The 24,842-nt window shown below is 42.5% G+C and carries 21 protein-coding genes; 11 read left to right on the plus strand and 10 right to left on the minus strand.

Annotated features, from left to right (window positions below; genetic code table 11):
• Complete coding sequence (locus CKO50_RS09475; RefSeq protein ID WP_095727952.1) at positions 1-438, plus strand: hypothetical protein; 438 nt, start codon at positions 1-3, stop codon at positions 436-438.
• Positions 422-676 (plus strand): hypothetical protein, encoded by a 255-nt coding sequence (locus CKO50_RS09480; RefSeq protein WP_095727953.1) that lies wholly within the window; start codon positions 422-424, stop codon positions 674-676. Before CKO50_RS09475 ends, CKO50_RS09480 begins: the two co-directional genes overlap by 17 nt.
• A gap of 27 nt (positions 677-703) precedes the next feature.
• Here CKO50_RS09480 and CKO50_RS09485 read toward each other — a convergent pair whose 3' ends face one another.
• The 6 genes from CKO50_RS09485 to CKO50_RS09510 form a co-directional block, all read right to left on the minus strand.
• The gene (locus CKO50_RS09485; protein WP_095727954.1) at positions 704-2,656 is read right to left on the minus strand and encodes a response regulator; all 1,953 of its coding nucleotides are present in this window, start codon (positions 2,654-2,656) and stop codon (positions 704-706) included.
• A gap of 112 nt (positions 2,657-2,768) precedes the next feature.
• On the minus strand, positions 2,769-3,218 hold the full coding sequence (locus tag CKO50_RS09490) for a response regulator (RefSeq protein WP_095727955.1): 450 nt from the start codon (positions 3,216-3,218) through the stop codon (positions 2,769-2,771).
• A complete protein-coding gene (locus tag CKO50_RS09495) occupies positions 3,208-4,692 on the minus strand; it encodes an ATP-binding protein (RefSeq protein ID WP_095727956.1) in 1,485 nt (494 codons plus the stop codon). Before CKO50_RS09495 ends, CKO50_RS09490 begins: the two co-directional genes overlap by 11 nt.
• On the minus strand, positions 4,689-4,904 hold the full coding sequence (locus CKO50_RS09500) for a histidine kinase (protein ID WP_095727957.1): 216 nt from the start codon (positions 4,902-4,904) through the stop codon (positions 4,689-4,691). The genes CKO50_RS09495 and CKO50_RS09500 overlap by 4 nt, the downstream gene beginning before the upstream one ends.
• Before the next feature lie 15 nt (positions 4,905-4,919).
• Positions 4,920-6,326 (minus strand): sigma-54 dependent transcriptional regulator, encoded by a 1,407-nt coding sequence (locus CKO50_RS09505; protein ID WP_095727958.1) that lies wholly within the window; start codon positions 6,324-6,326, stop codon positions 4,920-4,922.
• Between the two features lie 79 nt (positions 6,327-6,405).
• Positions 6,406-8,016: a diacylglycerol kinase family protein gene (locus tag CKO50_RS09510; RefSeq protein ID WP_095727959.1), complete on the minus strand. Its 1,611-nt coding sequence runs from the start codon at positions 8,014-8,016 to the stop codon at positions 6,406-6,408.
• A 360-nt stretch (positions 8,017-8,376) separates the two neighbouring features.
• Here CKO50_RS09510 and CKO50_RS09515 point away from each other — a divergent pair, with 360 nt between their 5' ends.
• Positions 8,377-8,616 carry a hypothetical protein gene (locus CKO50_RS09515; protein ID WP_095727960.1) on the plus strand — a complete coding sequence of 80 codons (240 nt, stop codon included), beginning with the start codon at positions 8,377-8,379 and terminating at the stop codon, positions 8,614-8,616.
• 77 nt (positions 8,617-8,693) lie between these two features.
• Positions 8,694-9,275, plus strand: coding sequence for a DNA endonuclease SmrA (smrA, locus tag CKO50_RS09520; RefSeq protein ID WP_095727961.1), 582 nt, complete (start codon positions 8,694-8,696; stop codon positions 9,273-9,275).
• 27 nt (positions 9,276-9,302) lie between these two features.
• On the opposite strand, the gene CKO50_RS24575 is transcribed toward smrA, so the two are convergent.
• Entirely contained in the window at positions 9,303-9,437 is a 135-nt protein-coding gene (locus CKO50_RS24575) for a hypothetical protein (protein ID WP_255229511.1), read from the minus strand.
• 136 nt (positions 9,438-9,573) lie between these two features.
• Positions 9,574-10,500 carry a glyoxylate/hydroxypyruvate reductase A gene (locus CKO50_RS09525; protein WP_095727962.1) on the minus strand — a complete coding sequence of 309 codons (927 nt, stop codon included), beginning with the start codon at positions 10,498-10,500 and terminating at the stop codon, positions 9,574-9,576.
• Between the two features lie 116 nt (positions 10,501-10,616).
• On the opposite strand from CKO50_RS09525, the gene CKO50_RS09530 reads away from it, so the two are divergent.
• The 6 genes from CKO50_RS09530 to CKO50_RS09555 all read left to right on the plus strand — a co-directional run bounded on the left by CKO50_RS09530 (position 10,617) and on the right by CKO50_RS09555 (position 17,899).
• Positions 10,617-12,338, plus strand: a complete 1,722-nt coding sequence (locus CKO50_RS09530; RefSeq protein WP_095727963.1) for a lysophospholipid acyltransferase family protein — start codon at positions 10,617-10,619, stop codon at positions 12,336-12,338.
• A 77-nt stretch (positions 12,339-12,415) separates the two neighbouring features.
• Positions 12,416-12,898 (plus strand): TlpA disulfide reductase family protein, encoded by a 483-nt coding sequence (locus CKO50_RS09535; protein ID WP_095727964.1) that lies wholly within the window; start codon positions 12,416-12,418, stop codon positions 12,896-12,898.
• A 109-nt stretch (positions 12,899-13,007) separates the two neighbouring features.
• On the plus strand, positions 13,008-15,071 hold the full coding sequence (locus CKO50_RS09540) for a TonB-dependent siderophore receptor (RefSeq protein WP_095727965.1): 2,064 nt from the start codon (positions 13,008-13,010) through the stop codon (positions 15,069-15,071).
• Positions 15,072-15,131: 60 nt separating this feature from the next.
• On the plus strand, positions 15,132-15,410 hold the full coding sequence (locus CKO50_RS09545; protein WP_010378882.1) for a peptidylprolyl isomerase: 279 nt from the start codon (positions 15,132-15,134) through the stop codon (positions 15,408-15,410).
• Between the two features lie 281 nt (positions 15,411-15,691).
• Positions 15,692-15,955: a GrxA family glutaredoxin gene (locus CKO50_RS09550; protein WP_010378880.1), complete on the plus strand. Its 264-nt coding sequence runs from the start codon at positions 15,692-15,694 to the stop codon at positions 15,953-15,955.
• Positions 15,956-16,084: 129 nt separating this feature from the next.
• Positions 16,085-17,899 (plus strand): DEAD/DEAH box helicase, encoded by a 1,815-nt coding sequence (locus CKO50_RS09555; RefSeq protein WP_095727966.1) that lies wholly within the window; start codon positions 16,085-16,087, stop codon positions 17,897-17,899.
• A 65-nt stretch (positions 17,900-17,964) separates the two neighbouring features.
• On the opposite strand, the gene CKO50_RS09560 is transcribed toward CKO50_RS09555, so the two are convergent.
• Complete coding sequence (locus tag CKO50_RS09560) at positions 17,965-18,795, minus strand: M90 family metallopeptidase (RefSeq protein ID WP_095727967.1); 831 nt, start codon at positions 18,793-18,795, stop codon at positions 17,965-17,967.
• Positions 18,796-19,098: 303 nt separating this feature from the next.
• Between CKO50_RS09560 and CKO50_RS09565 the strand changes: the two genes are divergently transcribed.
• The gene (locus tag CKO50_RS09565) at positions 19,099-21,435 is read left to right on the plus strand and encodes a DEAD/DEAH box helicase (RefSeq protein WP_095727968.1); all 2,337 of its coding nucleotides are present in this window, start codon (positions 19,099-19,101) and stop codon (positions 21,433-21,435) included.
• Between the two features lie 173 nt (positions 21,436-21,608).
• Here the strand turns inward: CKO50_RS09565 and CKO50_RS09570 are convergent, their stop codons facing one another.
• Positions 21,609-24,491 carry a TonB-dependent siderophore receptor gene (locus CKO50_RS09570; RefSeq protein ID WP_095727969.1) on the minus strand — a complete coding sequence of 961 codons (2,883 nt, stop codon included), beginning with the start codon at positions 24,489-24,491 and terminating at the stop codon, positions 21,609-21,611.
• Positions 24,492-24,842 lie beyond the last annotated feature (351 nt).

Below are 24,842 nucleotides of genomic sequence, written 5' to 3' on the forward strand. Positions count from 1 at the left end.
ATGCAAAATCAAGCTCAAGCAAGAGGTAATAGAGCTACGGCTCACGAGCGCATTCCAGCGCTCGCTGAGCTTAAAGACTCAGTTTCTCTCTTATTTAATAGTTATCAACACATTTTCGAAGCTCAGCTTAACTTACTCGGTGCAAAGTGTAGGGCAAACCTAAAAACCTTATGCGTGGCATTTGGCCTGATATTTCTCTCATTGCTGTTAACCGCAATGGTATGGGCTAGCCTGCACATTTTATTTGCCTATGCACTCACCTATGTTGGGTTAAGTTGGTTCATTTCAGCAGGCATAGTGCTGACCATCAATGTCGCCGTAATCTATTACTTGATTGTCACAGGGCTCAGGCTATTTAATAACAGCATCAATGATCTCACTTCCGGATTTTACACTCCTATTGCAAAGTCGGAGGCCCAAAATGACAAAGCTAGCTGAGTTTATTACTGACAAGCTACAACAAGAAGTCGAGACTGAAAAAAGAAAATTAATCGATGCACAGCAGCTCAATCGACTAACCCAAACTAAAGCTAAGAGGGTATTTACCAGCGCAATAAGTTCGCCTCAGGGGGTTAGCTTTATGTTTTTATTTGGTGTGCTTAGTGCCAAATTTGGACGGTTTGGTGCACTCAGAAAGGTCGTGATACTACAGCGAATAGCTCGAGGTATTATTTAATCCTTGAGCTATTTTTGCTCATTCATTTTATAGCAGCCTTTCTTTTATTTCTTTCAAGTCCACTAGCGTTATTGGTTTTAATAGCACATCATCAACTTGAGATTCAGCAAGCTTTTCTGGCTCTGGGTCAAAACCACTCGCAATAACAATATGTTGCTCTGGCCTTTCTGCTTTTATCTCTTTTGCTAAGAATAAACCAGACTTATCAGGCAATCCAATGTCTAACAAAATAGCATCAAAGTGCTGCGTCCCTTTAAAGTGCTGCCAGCAGCTTTGAGCACATTCAGCCGTGACTACGTTAACCTCGAGAGAGTTGAGTAATAATTTAAGTAAATTACGTGTATCACTGTCATCTTCAACGACTAAAAAATTGAGATTGCCCGGTATTTGCGTTTCGGCTTGTGTTGGCACGATTTGCTCTTCACTTAAATAGTGCTTTAAACAACGCCCAAGTTCAGCAACATTAACTGGCTTGCTCATCATATCATTAAAACCAAGCGCCACTAGCTCTTCCCTAGTGCCTTTTTGTGCCGCAGCTGTCAATGCAACAACTGGCAAGCTCAAGGCCCGCTCTCTTAGCGCTACAATAGTGTCACGACCATCCATTCTTGGCATATGTAAATCCATAAATACCAAATGATATTTATCAGGGTTTTTCTCCAGCACTTCTAACGCTTCGACACCATCATTGGCAATATCTGCAGTTGCTCCCGTTTGTCCAATTAAAGTGCGCAATAAGAGCTGGATTTCACTGATATCTTCAACAATAAGAATATGGCCGTGTAGCTCACTGGGCAATGAGCTATCGCTGGTGTCTTGTGTTTTATCTAGCGTTAGGGGGGCTAAACTTTCGGCATTCACTTCGTCGAGTTCAATGCTAAAGCCAAACTGACTTCCTTCACCGAGGGCTGATTCAACTGATAACTCTCCACCCATAAGCTTGATCAAAGCAGAGCTTATAGCCAAGCCAAGTCCAGCGCCCTCATCGCTGCGTGTGGTAACATGTTGAACTTGCTCAAAAGGCTTGAAAATACGCTTGAGCTTTTCACTGGGTATGCCTATTCCCGTATCGATAACGATAAATTGTAACTGAGTATCTGTTTTTAGCTTTACCTCTACTTTTACAAAGCCAGAGCTGGTGAATTTGATAGCGTTATAAATAATGTTGATTAGTATCTGCTTTAATCGCGTTTTATCTATACTCACGGTTTGCGGTAACGATGTTTTAGCTTCTATGCTAAAGCTTAACCCCTTTTTAGCCGCAGCCATTTTAAACAAGCTATATAGATCACTTAAGAAGCTATTTAGGCAAATTTTATCTTTATTCAGTTGCAGTCGGTTTTCGTTCAACTTAGAAAGATCGAGTACATCATTCAACAAGTTAAGTAAGTGTTCACTGTTATTATTAATAATTGATAGTTCAGGTTTAACATTCTGCAATTCTTCCCGAGAAAGCAGTAAGTTTGTATAGCCAAGAATAGAGGTCAGCGGTGTTCTTAGCTCATGACTTAAATGTGCTAGGAAGCGATCTTTAGCTCGGCTATCCGATTCAACACGCAGTCGTTCAAGACGTTCACGCTCTAATTCTTTACGCGCTAAGGCGTAACGAATAGAGCGAATAAACCGCGCACTGCTAATTTCGGATTTTAGTACAAAATCTTCGGCTCCAGCCTTTAACGCTTCATTGTCTAACAGTTCATCTGATTGTCCTGTTAGCATGATTATTGGTGTATGTACCTGCCTTGCTCTGGCTTCTTTTAACACTCCCAAACCGGTTTGCGGGCCTAGTTGATAATCCAATAAACAAAGATCGAAGCTATTGCTCTCAAGTGCTTCTAGGGCTTGATGATATTGGCTTTGCCAAACAAGATTGAATTTAAAGTTAGGGATCGACTCCAAATAGTCTAAAGTTAAAATGTAATCGTCTTCGTCATCTTCAATGAGTAGCACATTGACTTCACTGACTGACTCCTGTGGCATATGGGCCTCCGCAACTGAAGTGGTATCAATTTGTTAAATCGTCATGCTATTGTAAATCAAGTATGGGAACGAATTGGGTAAGGTCGCGCTTGTTTGCACGAGCACGATGGGATTAATTTGGCAGTTCTACTATTTCAATCCAGTACTTACCCAAATGTTTCATCAACTCGACTAAACCATCAAAATCCACAGGCTTAGTAATGTAAGATGCGGCACCTGAGTCATATCCTCTCAGTTTGTCCTCTTCCTCTTTAGAGGTAGTTAAGATGACCACGGGGATAGAGCGCAAACTCGGATCCTTTTTAATTTCCTGCAACGCCTCTCTGCCGTCCATTCTCGGCATGTTTAAGTCAAGTAGAATTAAATTAGGTCTTGGATATCGCTGAGTGTCTGAAAATTCACCTTCATTTCTAAGGTATTCCAATAGCTCAACACCATCTTTTACAAACTGAAATGCATTTAATACTCGGCTTTCCTCGAGTGCATCTTGTGCCAATAAACGATCATCTTCGTCATCATCCGCCATCAAAATATGGATCGGCTGGGTTTTTTTATAGTTCATTCTTAAGTTCCTGAATAATTGGTGTTGGTTCAGCAAGTAGTGTGATCGTGAATTTAGCACCTTTACCATCTTCACTGGTCGCTGAAATCGTTCCGCCGTGTCGTTCAACAATGCGTCTACACACGGTTAAACCAATGCCAGTACCAGCATATTTTTTTCTGTCATGTAGTCGTTGAAAAGGCGAGAATATTTTCTCAGCATATTCAGTATCAAAACCAACGCCATTATCTTCCACTATAAAAGTATAAGCATCTTGGCCCACCAATTGACTGTTCTCAACCGCGATTTTAATAATCGGATCACGCCCATCAACTCTGAATTTAATAGCATTGGAAAGTAGATTTAAAAACAGCTGATGTATTTGACTAGCATCACATTTGATTGTCGGTAACACGTCCGAGTTTATGCTCGCATTACTGTCGTTGACCGCAATTTCTAAATCGTCCAGCACAAACTGTAAAACTTGATTGAGCTCCTGTTCTTCAAAAGGCTTTGCTCTGGTGGTAACTCGGGATAACTCAAGCAAGTCAGTGATAAGCGTCGACATCCGCTGTGCGGCACTCGTCATTCGAGCCAAATAATCCTTACCCTTGTCATCAAGGTGCTCGCCATAATTCTTTTCGATGCGATCACCAAAAGCACGGATCTTTCTCAGCGGCTCTTGCAGGTCGTGAGAGGCAACAAACGCAAAGTCTTCGAGCTCTCGGTTACTACGGTTTAGTTCTTCAGCGTAATGTTCTAGTGCCTCGGTACGCGCTTGCACCTTTTCTTCTAAATGATCGTTTGCTTTTTCTAACTCACTCTTTGCTTCCTTCGCACTGCGAAGATTGACTACTAAAAGTAGCAAAATGGCAAAAATCATCACGGCGCTCAGCAAAGTAAACACCACTATATTAATTTGTGCTTCTTTGCGGACACGTTTTAACTGATTTAGCTGAATGGTCCGGATGTCCACTTCAGCAGCCATAATCTGAGAGAACTCTTCTCGTAGATCACCACCGGAGTCCGCTGCTCGGTCAAGCAATAAAGTTTCATTGCCTGTTTCGGTATTACGTGCAACAAGTATCGTACTCTGTAACGTTTTGAATCGCCTCTTCACTCCGTCAATATAGCGATTAATTTTTTGCTGCTGCACATCACTTTCAGAGTGATTCTGAACAACTCTGGCTATGCTCTCATCAAGATTTTGCAATGCCTTTTCAAATGGCGCCAAATCGCTCTCTTTATTTGAGATTAAAAACGCTCTTTGTCCAGCTTCTGCATTTAACATCGCAATATGCAGCTGATCCAGAGACATCATCACTTCGCTGGTATTTCGAATACTCTCTTGAACTTGGTTTAATTCTTTAACATTGTTAAAGCCGATTAGGGCATTGGACGCAACAAGCCCGACGCTCACAATTACGGCAAACCAGATGAAACTCAGTTTATTGCTTAAGTTCATAAAAGCGCTGACTCTGGATTCATTGTTCACTCATTATTTCCTTGTTCCACCAACATCTGTAACAGCTCGCTGCATTCTTTGGTTGCCTTAATAATCGCGTTAGCTACCTCGATTATCTGTTGCTGAGAGTCTGGTTGTTCAGCAATAAGCTTAATCAACTCTGAGTTCATTGAAATTTGATTCAAAGGTTTGCGTGCGTCATGTACTAATTTCGCAAGCTCACCTTGACCATGCTGCATCATTGTTCCTCCCCGAAATTATGGCTGTGTTTCTCCGTCATAGGCATTTAAACGGTTGTAGAGTGTTTTTGTACTGATCCCAAGCATTCGCGCAGCCAGTGTCTTATTACCTTCTACTGACTCTAACGTTTGATAGATCAGCTCTCTTTCTACCTCTTCAATCGTTTTACCTGGCTTCATTTCTAGCGTAGTAGATACTTGAATCGCATTTGCTCTGCTTGAAGTGCCTACCTGTGGTGGAATTGAAGCACGATTTAACTGCGCATGTTCCACCATTCGTTTAGCCTGCGCGAATGGTGAGGCAAAGTTCGCATCAAATACCAAGCTATGCTCATCGTGATCCGCCATAATATAGGCACGATGAATAGTGTGCTTAAGTTCACGCACATTACCGGGCCAGTCATAGTCAACCAAGCGGCTCATATCTGCCGCCTTAATCACATATTGACTATTACCTTTTTTATTTAAACCTTGCAAAAAATGCTCGGCGAGCAATGGAATGTCTTCTTTTCGCTCTCTGAGCGGTGGTATGTGGATTGGAAATACCGCCAAACGGAAATAAATGTCTTCTCGCAGTACGTCATTGGTAGCAATATCTTCGACGCTACGGTTAGTCGCCGATATTACGCGGCAACTTACTTGTATCGGCTTTGTGCCACCGACCCGTGTCACCGTATGTGTTTCAAGTACACGTAACAAGTTTGGCTGTTGTTCTATTGGCATTTCGGTTAATTCATCCAAAAACAAAGTGCCATTCTCTGCTTGTTCAAATACTCCGACTTTTTGAGCATTTGCTCCCGTAAACGCGCCTTTTTCGTGACCAAATAGTTCGCTACCGATCAAGTCTTTCGGGATTGCACCACAATTTACGTTAACCAAATCCCCCGTCACGGTACTGGCATTGTGAATTGCGCGGGCAAACATCTCTTTCCCTACACCACTTTCCCCCATCAACATCACATTAGCATCGGTATCTGCCACGCGCTCTATCATCTTATATAGGTGCTTCATTTTGGCAGACTCGCCCAGCAACACACCAAAATGCGCTTGACTCTCGGTTTGCTTGGGTTTGTTCTTAGAAGGACTTAACGCGTTTCTAAAATCATCCGCGTCAACAGGCTTAGTAAGATAATTCAATCCATCATGACAAAGCTGCGACAATGCTGACTTTACTGATGGATGTCCCGTAACCATCGTTATTGGCGTGCGGATCCCTGCGGCTCTAATTTCATCAACTAGATGTAAACCACTGCCATCTGGCAGCATAAAATCAAGAAAGATATGATCAAAACTTTGCGTTTCTAGCCATTGTCTGGCCGACGCCAAGTCATTCGCTAAGCACGCGTCGTGTCCCAGATATTCAACTATACGGCAAGCCAGCTCTGCAAAATCATGATCATCATCTACTAATAAAACGGTTTTCAATTGAGTCCCTCTCTCAATGCTCAGATAGTATTTCCACTTTTGATTTTTATCTCACATACGAATGAATGGCCGAAAATACCTAATTCGGAACCATTACGTTCAGCGCGTGTTTCTGGATCACGATTTCAATTCTTTTTGCACTAAGTACTTCACCATCTAGTGCAAAGTGTTGTTCTTGTTCAAATTCTATATTTATCTTTTCGCACTGTTCAGTGCGAATATTAGACGGTTTGCCGTCTAATTTAGGTAAAATAAGTTCGGCTACCGTAAGATTCTGCGCACCATCCGGCTCAACTGGTAAAATAGTAATATCTAGTTTGCCATCGTCATAGATTGGCTCTCCATGACCTTGAGCAAGGATTGTGGTTTTTGGTGCTGCATTCGCTACAACCAGACTAACACATTCTATTTGAGATTGTTCAGCGCCATCAAAGCTCACTTTAAAATGAAGGGGCTTGTTCTCACTGACAGCCTGCCACAGACCTCGAATATAGGCTAATTGCCCCGAGTTATTCTTTTCTTCACGCCCGGCTTTTTCGATCATTTCCTGACCAAAGCCAACGGCTGCAGCTAAAAGCGCGGTGCGGCCATTACAGTTCATTATATCAATAGGCTTAGTTTTACCCGCTAAAATTGCTTCACAGGCACGGTTTATTGGGTCTATTTTAGACATTGAACCGAGTAACACGGTCGCTAAGGAATTGGCAGTACCTAAAGGCAATATACCAAACCGCACATCGCTTTGATGAACACCATGAGCAACACTTGCTAATGTGCCATCACCGCCTCCTGCGATGATGATATTTGGCTGTTTATCAGACATGACTTGTTTAGCCAAAGCAGCAACGTCTGTCTCTTTCTCTGTAAAGTGAATGGATAAGTTATATTTTTCCGTCAACATACCCACGATGTCGTTTTCATAGGTAAACCATTTACCCGACCCAGATACAGGGTTAATGACTAACACCGCCTGTTCACTATGGGTAAAGTGTTGACTGTGATGGAGCTTTGTCAGCCCTTTTAGCTGATGCTTGTTTAACCTTGCTGTTTCACGACGGTTTTGAATTTTTTCGAGTGCTTCACGGACGGTATAATCGGGGTTGGTTGCAAGTAAATAAGCAGTACAAAAGAACACTGATCGCCCTCGCCCCAACGCACAGTGCACCACAACCTTTCGTTTTAGTTCGTGCTGCGCCGCTATCCATGCCATGCCGTGTGCTAATTGCTCTGAGGTGGGCACTTGATGATCTAGCACCGGAATATTGAGGTAGTGCAGGCCTTGCTGCTCTGCTGACCAGTTTAACCCATCAAACTCCGCTGTTACGTCTAAAATGGCTTCAATCCCTTCCGCCTTGAGCATATCCACATCGCTTGGAAATAGCCGACAAGCAACAAATAAATCATCGGTAAGCGGCTGAAATGCATCAACAACGTCTCTACCTCTTTCAATTGCATTGTATAAATGTACACAGCCTAAGTAAGGCCAAAATAGCCAAGTTATATACCAAGGGATTTTGCCTGTACCATGCTTTCTAAATATGTGAGGATAGTTGGTTGCATAAGCAAAAGTAACTAAAGAAATAGAGACGGTAAACCACGCAAGCGGCAACATTAGCCAAGACCCTATACTGTGGATCGTGAGTGCGGCTAAACAGAGACTTGCAAACAGGTAGTACTTGAGCATTTTCATTGCCTTTCCTTAATTATTTTTGTCGCCTACGGCTTTTTATGATCGCCTTATGCGGAGCTCTCTTCGGTATGTACATATGTAACTAAGTATAGGTATGCATTTCTTAATCCGCGCTGATTCATCAACTTGTTTATGATAATCATAAAGATACTTAACTATAGCCGAGACCATTCACAAGGAAATAAAAAGTGCGCCCGGGTATTTGTAACAACTTATGCAAGCGTCGCTACATAAGTATTCAGTCACCATTAATACATTAAAATTTCTAATGTGAAAATCATAAAATTTATCAGTTGAATGAAGCATAAAGGATCACCATAATGGCGATCCTTTATACGCATTTGGAGAACCAAACAGACAATGGCAAACGAGCTCGACTGGCTACTTAACTTAATATTACTTACTTTAGGTTTTGGTGCCTTTTTTATTAACCATAAAACGCTACTAAGAGTAGCTGCTGTGTGCGCATGTGGCGTACTTTTTATCTCGTTTAGCCTAGATCTGATGAACACCAGTGTAATTTCTAACCTTAGCTTGATTTTGATAAATACTTTTTATCTATTCAAAGTCTATACCTACGGTCAACTGGAAGTTCACTAGTTCTTAGCGACTAGTTCCCTATTTCACTTCGGTGCGCTAAAATCATGGCCATCATTGCTTGTTAATGGAGAAGCAGTATGGCCATGACTGATGAAGAACTATTTTTAGCTTCAATGGGCGACGTCACTCCTCTCGCTCAAGACAAAAAAGCAGAATTACGCCGTCACAAAAACGAACCAACTATTTCGCAACTCGCAAAACGCGAGGCCGCCGAGCAAGAACTTGAGTTTGATCCTAATTACTTATCCACAGAGTACGTTGATCTATTAGATCCGCACGATCTACTCGCCTATAAGAAAAGCGGCGTCCAAGATGGTGTGTATAAAAATCTCAGATTAGGTAAATATCAAGTTGATGCAACCTTAGACTTACATGGCAAACCGTTTCATGATGCCCGTAAAGCCTTGTTTGACTTTATCACGGATTGCCACGTAAAAGGCATTCGGGTGTTGTTGTTAAGGCATGGTATCGGTTTAAACAGTAAACCCTTTCCTGCTGTACTGAAAAGCTATACCAATAAATGGCTGCAAGAAATGCCACAAGTGTTGGCATTTCACTCAGCATTAAAATGCCATGGTGGTAGCGGTTCTACTTACGTACTACTGAGAAAGAGTGAAGATAAAAAACAAGAAAATAGAGAGCGTCACGCTAAGCGCTAAAAAACAAAAAGCCGAGTAATACTCGGCTTATTTGCTATTTGCGGTGGATGTCGTCCCCTGAAGTTCACTTGCACTAGCTTGATTAAACCAAGCTGATACACCTAACAAAATAACCGAAACCACAACAAGTGATAATTTCGCGCCACCTTGACTTTGCTTCATGGGTTAGACCTTTTTATTATTGTTTTTTTGTTAAATTAATGCATCATTCACAAACACTCAAGATGTTTTTTTATACAGTAGTTTCTACTATTCTCTTCACTCCCTGCTCTGTAGCTAATTACAACCATTTAATCAATTAGTAACCCTGCTTTTTCTGAACTAAATGAACGAGTGCTTTGCCCTCCTGCATGGCTAAATAGTTGTCAGCAATTTGCTGAGTAGCCGTATTCAAACTAGTTAATGCAGCAACATGTGGAGTAATGCTAATGTTTGGCTGCTGCCAAAAGGCATGTGATGCTGGGAGCGGTTCAGTGTCAAATACGTCTAAAATAGCCCCACCAAACGTCTCAGCCGCTAGCGCATTGAGTAAATCAGTCTCGTTAAGATGGCCACCTCTTGCGACATTAATGAGTACGCAATGATCTGGCGCGAGTGCAAACAGCTGGGCGTTCAGTATTCCTTTTGTTTGTTCAGTCAATGGTAGAAGGCACACAAGATAGTCAATGTCTGCAAGAAAGGTTGCTAGCCCATCTTGCCCACTGAAGTGCTCAATATTGTCGAGTTGTTTTGCAGAGCCAGACCAACCTTTGATGTTAAATCCATTTACGTGCAGCTTATGCGCGACCGCAAGGCCAAGTTGCCCCATCCCCATAATACCAACCATGCGACCTGCTCGCGCACGCCTTGGCTTCCATATTTGCTGAGATTGATTGTGCCCGTACTCTCTAACTCGAAGCTTATGGCTTAATAGTTGGCCCAATACATATTCAGCCATATCATCCGCTAAATTTGGGTCAACGATGCGTGCAACCTCTACATGTGGTGGTAACAGCTGCATCGGAATGCTATCAACACCGGCCCCGTAGGAATGCACTACTTTTAAATTAGGAAGCTGTGACCATAGCGTCTCTGGCGCGTTCCATGCCAGCACAAACTCAACTTTCTCTAATAAGCTAACATCATCAACGGGCCATTCAAGCAAGGTTTGCTGCGGCAACAGTGCTGCTAACTTAGCAACTAACTTGTCATTATTACGACCAGTAACACAAATAAGTAAAGCCATATTGTTCCTTTATTTTCGCTATACGCTATCACTGCAAAATAAATGACATACCAATGCAACATGCTTGTCATTAATAGTTTTTACTCTTGCAAAAAAGCGCCAACAGGTGATGAAAAATGATCAGTGTAGATAAAGTCATTGAAGCAAATCTTCCACAACTTGAAAACTCCCCAAAGGTAAAAGGTTTAGTAAAAAAAGGGCTTGGTTATCTCTTGCATGAGCAAGAGTTTGTCGCGTTTGCTGACACCTATCCCCATTTGCAGGGGCTCGAGTTTGTTGAACAAGTGCTCGATGAGTTAGATTTTGACGCTCGCTTTAAACCAAAGCAAATAGAGCATATCCCAAGCGAAGGTCCGGTGGTGATCGTCGCAAACCACCCAATTGGCTCTTTAGATGCACTGGCACTAATCAAAGTGCTGGCGCAAGTACGGCCCGACTTAAAGGTTGTTGCTAACCGGATGTTGATGTCGGTTACACCAATGCATCCCCTATTACTGCCTGTTGATAACCTCTCAGGAACCAGTAAAAAGCAAGAGCTGGCAAACATTCACAAGCATTTAAAGTCTGAGGGGGCGCTACTTATCTTCCCAGCAGGTGAAGTTTCTCGCTTAAGCCCAACCGGTATTAAAGACTGCAAATGGAACTCTGGCTTTCTAAGAATGGCTAAAAAAGCCAATTGCCCTATTCTACCTATTTTTATCAAAGCGAAAAACAGTCCGCTCTTTTACGGCACCAGTATGATTTATAAGCCTTTGGCCAGTTTATTATTGGTCAAAGAGATGTTTAAACAAAGGCAAAAGTCGCTAGAATTTGAAATTGGTGCCAGCATTCCTCCAGAATCTTATCTTATTGATAACCTTAAAGACAAAGAGATAGTCGCACTTATTCGCAAGCAACTTTATCGTCTTGCCAGTAAAAAGCCACTGCCACTCAAAACACAAACGCCTATTGCTGTTCCTGAAAATCGCAAAGAACTTAAAAAGGCAGTGGAAGCGTGCGAGTGTATCGGTGAAACACCCGATGGCATGCAAATATACGTTTACCAATACACCGGCAGCTCGGTGATATTTAGAGAGCTTGGACGTCTTCGAGAAATTGCCTTTAGGGCCGTGGGTGAAGGGAGTGGTAACCGTCGTGATATCGATAAATACGATATGCACTACCACCATTTGTTGCTATGGGACACGAAACAACTTGAGCTAGTGGGTGCCTATCGCCTTGCAAGTGCCAAGCAAGTGATAGAAGAACACGGGCAAGCCGGGCTTTATACCGACAGCTTGTTTTCGTACAGTGAAGCCATGGCCCCATACTTTGAAAAAGGCCTCGAACTTGGTCGCAGTTTTGTGCAGCCCAAGTATTGGGGTCGCAAGAGCCTAGATTACCTGTGGTATGGGATCGGTGCATTCGTAAAGCGCTACCCAGAACACCGTTATATGTTTGGTGCAGTCAGCCTTTCAAACGCGTTACCGGATGAAGCAAAAGCCATGTTGGTATATCACTACCAACATTACTTCTCGAATCTTAAAGATGTTGCTACGCCAAATAACGAAATGAAACTAAGTAATGAGCAACTTAATCGTTATCAACATATGTTCAGTGGCAATGACATCAAAGAAGATTTCGCTGAGCTTAAACATATTCTTGCTAATATGGGCGCGCAAGTCCCTACATTATTTAAGCAATATACTGAGCTTTGCGAAGAGCAAGGCGTGAATTTTCTGAGCTTTAGTATAGATCCTGACTTTAATAACTGTATCGATGGCCTGGTACTCGTTGACTTGGCTAAATTGAAAGAGCAAAAAGCAAAACGCTACCTGGGCGACAACCCCTACGGTTAAGCTTAAATACATTGATCAGCTGCAATAAAGATCGCTACACTGCGGTCTTTATTTATTGTTATCACAGGATCATTTATATGCTCAAGCTACTTGGCCAAGCTGCTATCATTGTGCTGGTGTTTTTTGCCGTCTCGGCCTACCAAGAAAGAAACATGCTTGCCGATTCGGGAGAGCAAACGGCACCGCCATTTCACCTACCCATTTTACAGTCCAAGCAAACTTATTCGTCTATTCAGCTTAAAGGTCAACAAAGTGTCGTATATTTTTTTGCACCTTGGTGCGGCGTATGTCGAGTGAGCATGCCGAATATTGATAAATTACATCAGCAAGGCAAAGTCAAAGCGGTGGCGATTGCGTTGGATTATCGTTCCACCGAAGAAATAACAAAGTTTGTCAGCGACCTACAATTAAACATGCCTGTATTACTCGGCAATCAGACCACGGCACAAGCGTATAAAGTACAGGCTTACCCTACATATTATGTACTTGATAAAGGCTTCAAAATAACCGAGCGCTCTGTTGGTTACTCGTCTGAGATAGGGATACGAGCGAGATTGTAAGAAACCTTAGTAAAGCGCTTACAGTTAATTACGACTCTCTGAAATTAATCAACAATTATTTCGTTTAGGCTGACGCACATCTTAATAAAGGATGAATAGGAAGCCGACCATGCGCCACACCCCAGACTTTACGCTCAGCAAAATTTCACTCCTCGTGCTCTGCACTACCCTTACTAATCATGCATTAGCCGATGAGAAGAAAATTGAACACATCGAAGTTATCTATAAACGCAGCTCAGTTATTTCAGAAATTACCGAAGATGCGCAAAAACTTGTAGACATGCCAGGAGCCATGGGCGACCCGCTCAGGGCAGCTTTTGCTCTACCTGGTGTTGTTTCTGCCGGTGGCTCTATGGGCGCACCTGCCGTGCGAGGTTCTTCTCCTGATGACAATATTTTTGAAGTGGACTTTATGCCCGCAGGATATATCTTTCACGATTTCGGCAGCTCTATTTTCAACCGCAATACAATTCAAGACTTTCAGCTGAATTCTGCTGGATTTGGTACCAGTTACAGCAATGCCACTGGTGCCGTGTTTGACGTCACGCTGCGTAATCCAAAATACCAAGATATTGCCACCACACTTGATTTAACCATGTTTAACGCAGGTATTTTTGTTGAAGGTAAAGCAACTGAAAATTCTGCATTCTATGTGTCAGCAAGAAAAAGTACCTTACCGCTGTTTTTCAGTGATGGCAAGGAGCTTGAGGATGATGATGGCAAGCCAACAGGGGTCACCATTAACGATCCACCGGATGATCACGACTATCAAGCCAAGTGGCTGTGGGATATCAATGCAAATAATACCTTAACGGTAAATATCAATGGCGCGGAAGATTCGGTTGCGGCTGGGTTTTCAGGCGCGTCAGATCTTGCCCTTAAAACCCCAGAATATCAGGGCGATGCTCGCTATATTCGTAAATTTAATAGTCAGAACATTTTGTGGGACCACTACGCCAAAGACTTATATATTCGCGCAGGCATCGGTTATCTCAATCACCAAGCCACCATGCGCTACGGTCAACGCGCGACTTTATCTGATGGCTACTTTGAGAATTTTGAAGAAGAACAACTCAGTTATAAAGTACGAGCCAGTTATAAACTAAATAAAGAGCAACGTGTCATTGCAGATGCCGGCTACTACGACAAAAAATCCACCTACCGCTACGACGCATTTAATTATGTTTGCACCGAGTTTGACCCCGACTGTGATCTAAATAAAGGTGAAAGGATTAAGGGCACATCGAGTGCTGGAACAGATTCTGCCTTTATTGGGGTTAATCACGTTTGGCAATTTTCACCAAACTGGCAAAGTGAATTAGGAATAGTGGGTGAATATTATGATTACAGTGATGAGACAATTGTCCATCCACGCCTTGCACTCAATTACTTCTATAACGATGATACAGTGATCTCAGCCAAGGCTGGCACTTACAGCCGTATTCAAGACCTTGAATACATTTTACCTGTTGTTGGTAACCCGGAACTTGAAGCTCAACGTTCAACTCACTATACCTTAGGTTTTAAACAGGAGTTGGAAAATGAGTGGTCATATTCCGTCGAGACCTATTATAAAACCATGAATGACCTGCCAAAAAGTGCCCCCTTATCTCAAGTAAACTACATCAATGGTACTTCAGGCACAGCCTACGGTGTTGATTTTATTGTTAACAAAAACAAAATCGATGACTGGTATGGTTGGGTTGCTGTAAGCCTTGCAAAAAGTGAGCGTGAGGATGAGCTAACCGGCATTAAGCGTGACTATTATGCCGATACTCCTTTTATTCTGAATGCCGTGTTTCACTATGACTTTGGTGAGAAGTGGTCTGGAGGCTTTAACTTTACCGCTCGCAGCGGTCAAGCCTATACCCCAATTGTGGGTGTAAAAGAGAACCCTGAATTTGCAAACCGCTACTTGCCTGTGTATGGCGACCCATTCTCAGAGCGTTTTGACACTTATCACCGCCTAGATATTCGTTTTGAACGCAAAACAGAATTATTTGGGCTCGATGGCAAGCTAATTTTGGAGCTAATGAATGCATATGGCCAAGACAATACAGCCTATGTTGACCTTGACTACGAGAGGATCAAATCAATCAATGATTTATATATTGAAGAGGAAAGCGATGACTTTGAAATGCGTCCTTCTATTGGCTTCAGCGTAACATTTTAACTTGCCATAGGCGCGCAAGCTCTGCATGATCGCATTTATTTTTATAATGAGAGTCCCTTCATGCCTAAAGCCTGCGCCTATCATATTTTAGTAAAAACCGAAAAAGAGTGTTTAGATATCAAAGCCAAACTAGCCAAAGGTGCTGACTTTGGCAAATTGGCTAAACAACATTCCCTTTGTCCTTCAAAAAAGCGCGGTGGCGATCTTGGTGAGTTCAATAAAGGGGATATGGTGAAGGCCTTTGACGATGTAGTATTCAAAAAGCCGTTATTTGAAGTGCACGGCCCTGTGAAAACCAAGTTTGGCTTCCACTTGATCAAAACCGTCTATCGGAGTTAATCGCTTTTTTGGATTAATCTCATCATGTTAATTCAATTTACCTTCATGATTAATCCTCTATACTGAAGCTAATCATTTAACCTGAGGTTTGGATAAGGAATGAGCCAACTCATTGTTTTTAAGCTCACATTAAATTATTTCCTTATCTAGCCAGAGAGTTTTGGAGATAATCAGGCGAATTTACGCACCAATAGCTGGCTATTGGAAGTGAATTCAACGCAGTTAGCGCTAAAACTGGCTGCTNTATTATCCGAAGTTCAGGTTCATTTAGGAGAAAGAATATGTTTACTGTTATTTTTGGTCGTGAAGGTTGCCCGTTTTGTGTTCGTGCAAAAGAAGTAGCTGAGCGTTTAACGCAAGAGCGCGATGACTTCAATTTTCGCTATGTTGACATTATTAAGGAAGGCGTAAGCAAAGCCGACCTTGAAAAGTCAGCGGGTAAACCTTGCCCTACCGTACCACAGATTTTTATCGACCAAGATCACATTGGTGGCTTTACTGAATTTGAAGCCTATGCAAAAGCAAATTTAGGCCTTTACCAGTAAATTAGCAAAATCATATAGGTTAAATTTTAACCAATATCAGGCACATATAAAATAGTGTGATTTTATGCAAGCTTTTATTTTATCTTTCCTGTACAATGCGCGCCTCTTTAAAATAGTTGAGGCGCATTAATGTCAGAACCAGTTACGTTTGAATCTTTAGACCTTTCTCCTGCAATCTTAAAAGCAGTCGAAGAGCTGGGATATAAAACACCTTCTGAGATCCAAGCTCAATGTATACCGTTATTGCTAGAAAGAAAAGACGTACTGGGACTAGCGCAGACGGGTACAGGTAAAACGGCAGCATTTGCACTGCCATTGTTAAACCAAGTAGACGCATCCGTTAAACAACCGCAAATTCTTGTGCTTACGCCAACGCGTGAGCTAGCTATTCAAGTTGCTGAAGCATTTCAGCAATATGCTAAATATACTAAAGGCGTTGAAGTACTAGCGCTTTATGGTGGTCAAAGCTACGGCATTCAGCTAAGTGCTCTACGCCGCGGTGCCCAAATCATTGTGGCAACACCAGGTCGTTTGATTGACCACATCAATCGCAAGACGATTGACCTTTCTGGTCTAAACGCACTTGTACTTGATGAAGCAGATGAAATGCTACGCATGGGCTTTATCGATGATGTTGAAAGCATCATGGAGAAAACACCGGAAGAGAAGCAAACTTGTTTGTTCTCTGCAACTATGCCTAAGCAGATCCAATCAATCTGTAATAAATATTTAGATAACGCTGAACAAGTTAAGATCACTCCGCGTAACTCTACAGTATCTACGATCGAGCAAGTTTACTGGCGTGCAACTGCACACAAAAACAAAGCTATCGTACGTTTCTTAGAAGCGGAAGATTACGACGGTGCTATCGTGTTCGTACGTACACGTAATGACACTGTTCAGCTTGCAGAGCTACTAGAGCGTGAAGGCTTCTCAGCTGCACCGCTCAACGGCGACATGAACCAGCAGGCGCGTGAGCGCACAGTAGACCGTCTTAAGAGCGGCTTACTAGATATCGTTATCGCAACTGACGTTGCGGCACGTGGTCTTGACGTAGAGCGTCTAAGCCTTGTTGTTAACTACGATATCCCACAAGACTGTGAAGCTTATGTTCACCGTATCGGTCGTACCGGCCGTGCTGGTCGTCAAGGTAAAGCAATCTTGTTCGTTAAGAACAACGAGCGTTATTTACTTAAGAACATCATGCGCCATACGCGCTCTGATATTGCACAGGTTGAATTACCAAGTGCGAAAGTCGTTGAAGAAAAGCGTATTGGTGCATTAGAGACTAAGATCTCTACAGCGCTTGAGCATAAAGACATTGAGTTCTTCTCAAAAGTGGCATCAGGCCTGGCACAAAAGCTAGAGCTGAGCCAAGAAGACTTAGCAGCAGCGCTATTGTGTCTTGCACAGCAGCAAACGCCGCTGAAAGTTGAAGATATTCAAATTCAACAGCGTGAGCGTAGAGAACGTGACGACCGTCGTGGCGAGCGTCGCGACAGAGATGGTAGCCGTGGCGAGCGTGGTGAACGCAAATCTCGTAGCCGTGACCGTGCATCAGGTCCAATGGATACTTACCGTATCGAAGTGGGTCGTGATCATGGTGTTCAGGTTAAGAACATCGTTGGTGCTATCGCAAACGAAGCGGATATCTCAAGCAAGTTCATCGGTGAAATCCGTCTGTTCAATGAACACAGCACGGTTCAATTGCCGCAGAATATGCCAAGTGATGTACTTAGCCACTTCAAGAGCGTTCACATCTGTCAACGCCCAATGAACATGACTAAGAGCACCCACCCTGCCGACCAAGGTCAAGGCAGAGGCGAAGAGCAAAGAGACCGTAAGCGTAGCTTTAAAGACCCACGTAGTGGCGGTGGCGATAAACGCCGTCCTGAAGGTCAAAGAAGAGAAAAACGCGAAAGAAAAGAAATTAGCTTTTCTTAATCGAAGCTCTTAAGAAAACCGCTCAACCGAGCGGTTTTCTTATTTTAGCTAGCGTCAGTTATGCTTTAATGTTGTTGCCAATCTCTTGGTTCAAACTGATAGTAGTCTTTTAACAAATTATATAGTTCTGGGTTTTCCTGTTTGAGTTCATGGGGCTTTTCAATAAAGGTTTCTGTTACCACGGCGAAAAACTCCGCTTCGTTTGTTGCGCCGTATGAATGAATAGCATGGGGCATATTGTAAGACAGCTGCATTTTTAAGTGCTGGTAAGCCTTTGATAGCACCCTCCCCCAGTCTTGGTAACTCATTCCTACAGGTAACGCAGGCGTTCCATTCGTCGCACCAGTTTGTTGGTCAAGTTGATGGGCAAACTCATGAAACACCAAGTTGTGGCCATCCTCAGGCAATCGATTTCCCTCAAGTACATCGTGCCAACTCAGCACTAAAGTACCTCCAGGCCAAGACTCTCCTTGACGAACTGTTTGGTGAAAACTAACCAAACCTGCACCATCTCTAGAAGTTTGTGGCGCGTAATAGCTACTGGGATAGAGTAATATTTCTTTGACGTTGGGATATAACGGCCAAGCTTGCTTAAGAACCAGTAAACAGGCATCTGCGGCAATAATTAAAGTCATCGGCCGTGACACCGTTAATCCATCTCTACCCAACACCCGTTTCTCGCCAAGAAACCAGACAATATGTTTTTCCAGCTGTGCGCGGTCAGCATCTGTCATCTTACGATAGATAGGCATGTATTTTAGCAATACTTGCTTATCTGAGGCACTCAGCGTTTGATCTTGGTATTTCCTTTGCCACCGCAGTATTTGAATTTTATCCCAGTTCCAATACAGAGAAACAAATAGAATAAGGCCGATAATAAGCACTATTTCTATCATGGCTGTTGGCCTTTATAAAATAACCTGAATTAGGAATAATAACTTGATCTCTAGCAGTTGTTATCCCTTACTACTGCGTTAAATTTGTTTGCAATAGGCTAGCTATTGACGCACAAATTTGCCTTGTATTATGAAAGAACATCTGGCTAGAGTTGAATAATGTTAGAAGGCGTATTTTATATCAGTTCCCTAACTTCTTATTCCGAGTTCAGGTTGAATAATCCATCAAATATTAATTGGTACTGACTCCGACTTTTTCAAGCAAACTTTGTTACTATGGCGAAAAAATGCAAATGAACAGCTATGTCTTTACCCATTGAATCTTTACAGCCTCAGTTTACTCAAACACTAAGCGAACAAAATGCAATTGTTGTATGTGCCACAACAGGTTCTGGCAAATCAACCCAACTTCCGCTTTGGGCCTCACAACATGGCAGAGTATTAGTCATAGAGCCTCGGCGTATTGCTTGTACCTCTTTAGCTGAATATGTCGCGGCTCAAAGTGGCTCACCGCTTGGTGATAAGGTGGGCTTTGCTATTCGGTTTGAAGGAAAGTTTTCACCAGACACTCAGGTAGTTTATGCAACGCCTGGTGTCGCATTAAGGTGGTTTTTTGAGAGCAAACTTGCAGAATTCCGCGTCGTTATGTTGGATGAATTTCATGAAAGACGCTGGGACATGGACTTATTATTAGCACTCTTAAAACAGGTTCAATCACACAAACTAATTGTTACCTCGGCGACGTTAAACAGCCAAAAATTAGCCTCTTATTTAGACGCCCCTATCTTAGAATCAGAAGGATTTATTTACCCCGTTGAGGAGTGTTTTCACGCCCCTGACCCAAGAACTATGCCCCAAAAAGCGCAACTCGATACTCGAGTTTTTGCAGCTTGCCAATACGCATTGGAACATTGCCAAGGCGATATTTTAGTCTTTTTACCTGGCAAGGCCGAGATCCAAGCAAGCTTAGCTAAAGTAAAAGCGCTGCCAGCGACTATCGTTGGTTTATATAGTGGCTGCAGTCCAGAAGCTCAGCGCATTGCATTAACCGCACAAAGTACACGTCGAATTATTCTCGCAACCAATGTTGCCGAAACCTCGCTCACTATTCCCAATGTCACTTGCGTGATTGACTCAGGGCTTGAGCGTCGTACTCATTTGCGCCTTGGAAAAACCGTATTAGGCTTAGATGCGATTGCAAGGGATTCAGCAAAGCAACGTCTAGGACGCGCAGGACGCACGCAACCGGGACTATGTATGCGATTATATGGCCAATATGCGCCATTGATAGACAGCACCCCACCTGAGATCCAAAGAGAATCATTGGCAGAGCTTGTACTTGCGGCGGGCTGCGCAACAACAGGTGTCTCGTCTATTGATTTTATCGACCCACTCCCAGAAAGCTCACTAAGCAAAGCTAAACAACAGCTATTAGCATTAGAAGCCATTAATGAACAAAATATCGCAACTCCGCTTGGCAAGCTGCTGTACCCGCTGCCCGTCGATTTTGAGTTTGGTTATGTGATCCATAAATTGGCTTCAAACACGCTACGCCAAGCGGCTATTGACCTTATTTCGCTATTATCTGTACCTGCCCGAGTCTACCAGTTACCTAATGATGTAGAGCGTTTAACAAGATTAAATAGCCGATTTACTCGAGGCTCAGATATAGAAATCGCTATCGCGGTGGTGAGAGGACAAACTGAAGAATTAATTGATATTACGCCTGAGGCGCTCACAGAAGCACAGCAATTTAGCGCGCAATTGCGTGAAGCATTTGCACTACCGCCTTTGGATAAGGCAGCCAGTTTTGACCATGACAAACTGGTCATTGAGTTAGCTAAGCTAATGCCACATTGGGTTTATATTAATAAGCAAAACCGCCGCAATGGCTATAACAATGGCCTAGCTGAAGTCATGCCTTCAAACCATACTCGCGTATCGGAACAGGCAGAAGCATTACTGGTATTAGATACTTTTTCACTCGCAGGTAAAGGTACCAAGCAAGCCAAGACGCTCGCGATGTGTAATGCGGTACTAACGAAAAAGCAATTACTTGAAATGGGCCTTGGCAACCAGACATTGCGCTCTGCCCATATTGATAATGGTGAGCTTTGGGGTGAGTTTATTACACATTACAGTGACGAAGTTTTAGGCCAACAAACCAAGCGCCTTAATAACTCCAAGGATGTTATTTATGCCTTAGTATTTCTTATCCAAAATAATACGCTGTTTTCAGGTTTGGCCAAGCAGATAGAAGCCAGTATTGAGCAAATAGCATTGTTCTACCAATTTCATGGACGCGATGAACTTGTGCCGACACTCAACTCCTTTTTAAGTGGCAAGCTAACGGTACTTGGTATAGAAAGCTATGCCGATATAGAACTAATCAACGAACAAGACTTGTTATTCAATGAAGTTGAAGCGTGGGAGTTAGCACCATTTGTTGAAAAGTTTCCGCTAACATGGTCAATTCCAGAGCTGACAATGGCAGTAAGTTATAATTTTAAAGGAAAAAGAATCGAGCTTACTCATATCAACGGTACAAGGAAAGGCGCACCAAAGAGGTGGGAATTGCCAGCCTGGAGTGGTTTTAAAATACGCTATCGTAAAGCTAGTAAGGTCGTCGATATAAGTTAGCATACATGGCTTTTGGATAACAAATAACTTAGATAGCCAAGCCGTCAACTCTTTCTATTGCTTTATACAATAGCGCATTAAACCAACTCAATTAATTAAGCCATCTATTTTCAAGCAAGAAAATTTTCAAACAAAAAAGCCGCTCAATGAGCGGCTTTTTATCACTATAAAAATTATAGCTTGATGTTCACACCAACAGTAGCGCGACGACCGATTGGATCGTACCAGCTAGTGTCTTCAAACGCTAGAGGATGTCTAGGTGGTGTTCTGTCGAACATATTTTGGATACCGAAACGTAGATCTACGTTTTCAAGTACTCGATAGTTCATTGATAAATCGAACGTTGTATAAGAAGGAATATCGTTATAGTCATGTTGCTCGATGTTCCAACCATTACGCTCGTCTACAGTACTGTGACGGTAGTTTGCAACTAGTACAGCTCTGAAATCTCCGTACTCATAGCTAGTATTCAAGCGACCACGCCATCTCATGTGATCTTGCTCACCCGTTTTAACTAACAGGTCAATCGGGTTGCCTGTTTGGTTAATTTCGTAGTTTTCAACATAAGTCGCTGTCAGCTTAACACCGAATTCACCAAAACTAGTTTCGAAGTCATATACAGACTCGATATCAACACCGCTCTTCTTCTCTTCAGCTGCATTCAGAGAAGTTTGGAAGAAGCCAGTAACTTCGTTGTTTGCATCACGAGTAATAAAACCACAGAACGGGTTGTCTAAACTGTCAGCACGGTAACAGTTTCTTTGTAACTCGCCATAGTCATAGTTCTCGATCGCATTTTCAATCTCAAAGCTCCAGTAATCAACAGTGATATCAAAGCCTTCAATAGAAGTTGGTGTATACACAAAACCAAACACAACATCGCTTGAAACTTCGTTGTCTAGCTGATTATTACCACCAAGTTTACCTTCAATACTACCACTATCTAACCACTGTTGAGATGGCATCCAGCCAGCTGGAATACCTGCCGCCGCACAGTTTTTAACTACATTGTCACGATACTTGTCATCTGTATTCGCAATTTCGTCCGCAGCACACTGATCGAAGCGTCCATATGACCAGTACTGGGTTCCAGCAGCTGAATACAGCTCATTAACGTTCGGAGCTCGTACTGACTCGGCTTTAGTTGCACGGAAACGAATGTCATCATTAAGCTGATAAGTCAGGCCTACTTTATACGCAGAATCACCACCTGTTGATGAATAATCCATGTAACGATAGGCAAGCTCAAGGTTTAATTCTTGTGCCCATTCATGATCAGCAATTAGCGGAATAATAACTTCTGTTGCGTATTCTTTCACATTCACTGCGCCAGAATATGCTAAGCCAGAGTTACCAAACACTAGACCTTTACGGATACCGGTTCCTGGCGTTTCGTATGCAGAATCTCTGCGCCACTCGAAGCTAAATGCGGTACCAATTGGACCTGCTGGTAGTTCATAAACATCACCAGTAATTGTAGCTCCAAAGCTTGTTTGGGTAGCACCATGCTCCGCAGTCGCTACTGTAGAGATGTAATCAATAGTCTCTTGTGAGTGATCTGGCGCACCTAATACATTGATTGGTGAACAACCAAAAATCGACCCAACAACATTACCATTATCATCACGTTGCGCACAAACAATTTCACCATTGCGTACAACTGCGTCAAGTGCATTTTGGAAGTTATCGATTAAGACTTCACCTTGCCAAGACGTATCTTGCTGTAAGCGGCTGTGCTGGAAGTATGTAGAGTATGACCAATTATCATCAATGTAGCCATCAAGTCCAATTGACGTTCGGAAAGTTGTACGATCTTGATTGTATTTTCTTGAACCGAAGTCATCACCTAAACGGCGTAAAGAAACTGTTTCTGCATTATTTTCTTCCATCAGCTGACGTAGGTCGTCCTTGATGAAAGCGTTATCTTTGCGAATAACAATATCGCCTGTACGCCAAAATACAGGTGAGCCCTGACCGAAAGCTTCGCTGATAGAATAGATAGTATCGAAGGTCAACTTGTGATTTTCGTTTATCTCGTAGTTACCAGCAAGGTTAAATGTATGGCGCGTTAATGGTGTACGGAAGAACTCATCAAGACCTTCTTCAATACCATCTTTATATTCACCTGGATAATAGCGATAAGTGCCAGCTGTCGGGTCGCTTGGTAAATAACCGCTACCAGCATCGAACTCTCGTAGATTTTTATTTTCATCGAATGTCCAGCGCTTGCCGCCTAAAGTAAATTCACTCGATTCATCATAAAGACCGTAATGCTTTCTGCCTTCATATTTAATTTCGGCAGGAACACCGTCTTCACCGCTTCTGTTATCTGGGTTAGGTACAAAAGAAACCGGATTATCATACCACCATGACTTATCTTTTTTCGCCATTTGCTTTTGGTCAGCAAAGTCATAGTTAAAGATGAACCCGCCGCCATCAAACTCTTTACCAAAAACAAGAGAGCCAAATGTTTGTTCGCCTCCACCCTCAAATGGGCGAGTCGTTGCAGCATCAATTTCAATACCATCGAATGATTTACGCGTGATAATATTCACTACACCTGCAACGGCATCAGCACCGTAAACTGCAGATGCACCACCAGTTGAAATTTCAATACGCTCGATCATTGAAGTCGCAATGTTGTTCAAATCTACAGTGTTATCACCTGCAGAACCACCGATAAAGCGACGACCGTTAACTAGAACAAGAGTACGGCTAGAACCCAAACCACGAAGGTCAGTTGTATTTAGACCGTTGGCATAGATATAGTTATTAGAGTTTTCAGGACTTAGGCCAACTTCTGCAGCTGGCATTTCAGATAGGAAGTCATTGACGTTGCTGACACCTGCATTTTCAAGCTCAACACGACCAATAACAACAACAGGCGTTGGCGCAGTAGCAGCGATACGCTTAATTTTTGAACCTGTAATTTGAATACGTTCTACTTCTTCAGTGTTTTCTTCAGCTGAAACAGCTGTACTCGCTAACACAGCAGTCGATGCTGCACCGAAGGCAATAGCTAAACGAACAGCTTTACTTATTTTATTATTCAACATGATTGATGATCCCTGATTTTTATTTTAATGAACAAAAACTCAATAAAAACAACAGATTAAAAGAATTTAAATCTAGTACCTAAAATTGCTTGAGTTATCGTGTCGAGAGCTATACTACTTTTAGTACCAACATAGGGTCAACAATCATTTCATAAAACAAACCAAAAAACGCTTTATTTTAACATGAGAATAGTTTTTTTCTTTTGTTTTTCATGATGTTATAAAAGTAAAAATAAGTTCACTTTTTTTATCACTTTTGTAATTCATCGCAAAAAGTCATTCTTTACGCAACAATAAAGGTACAAACACTACATTTACACATGCCGAGACATAACATTCAATAAACATAGG

This window comes from Pseudoalteromonas sp. HM-SA03, from assembly GCF_002289345.1.
Lineage (GTDB): Bacteria > Pseudomonadota > Gammaproteobacteria > Enterobacterales > Alteromonadaceae > Pseudoalteromonas.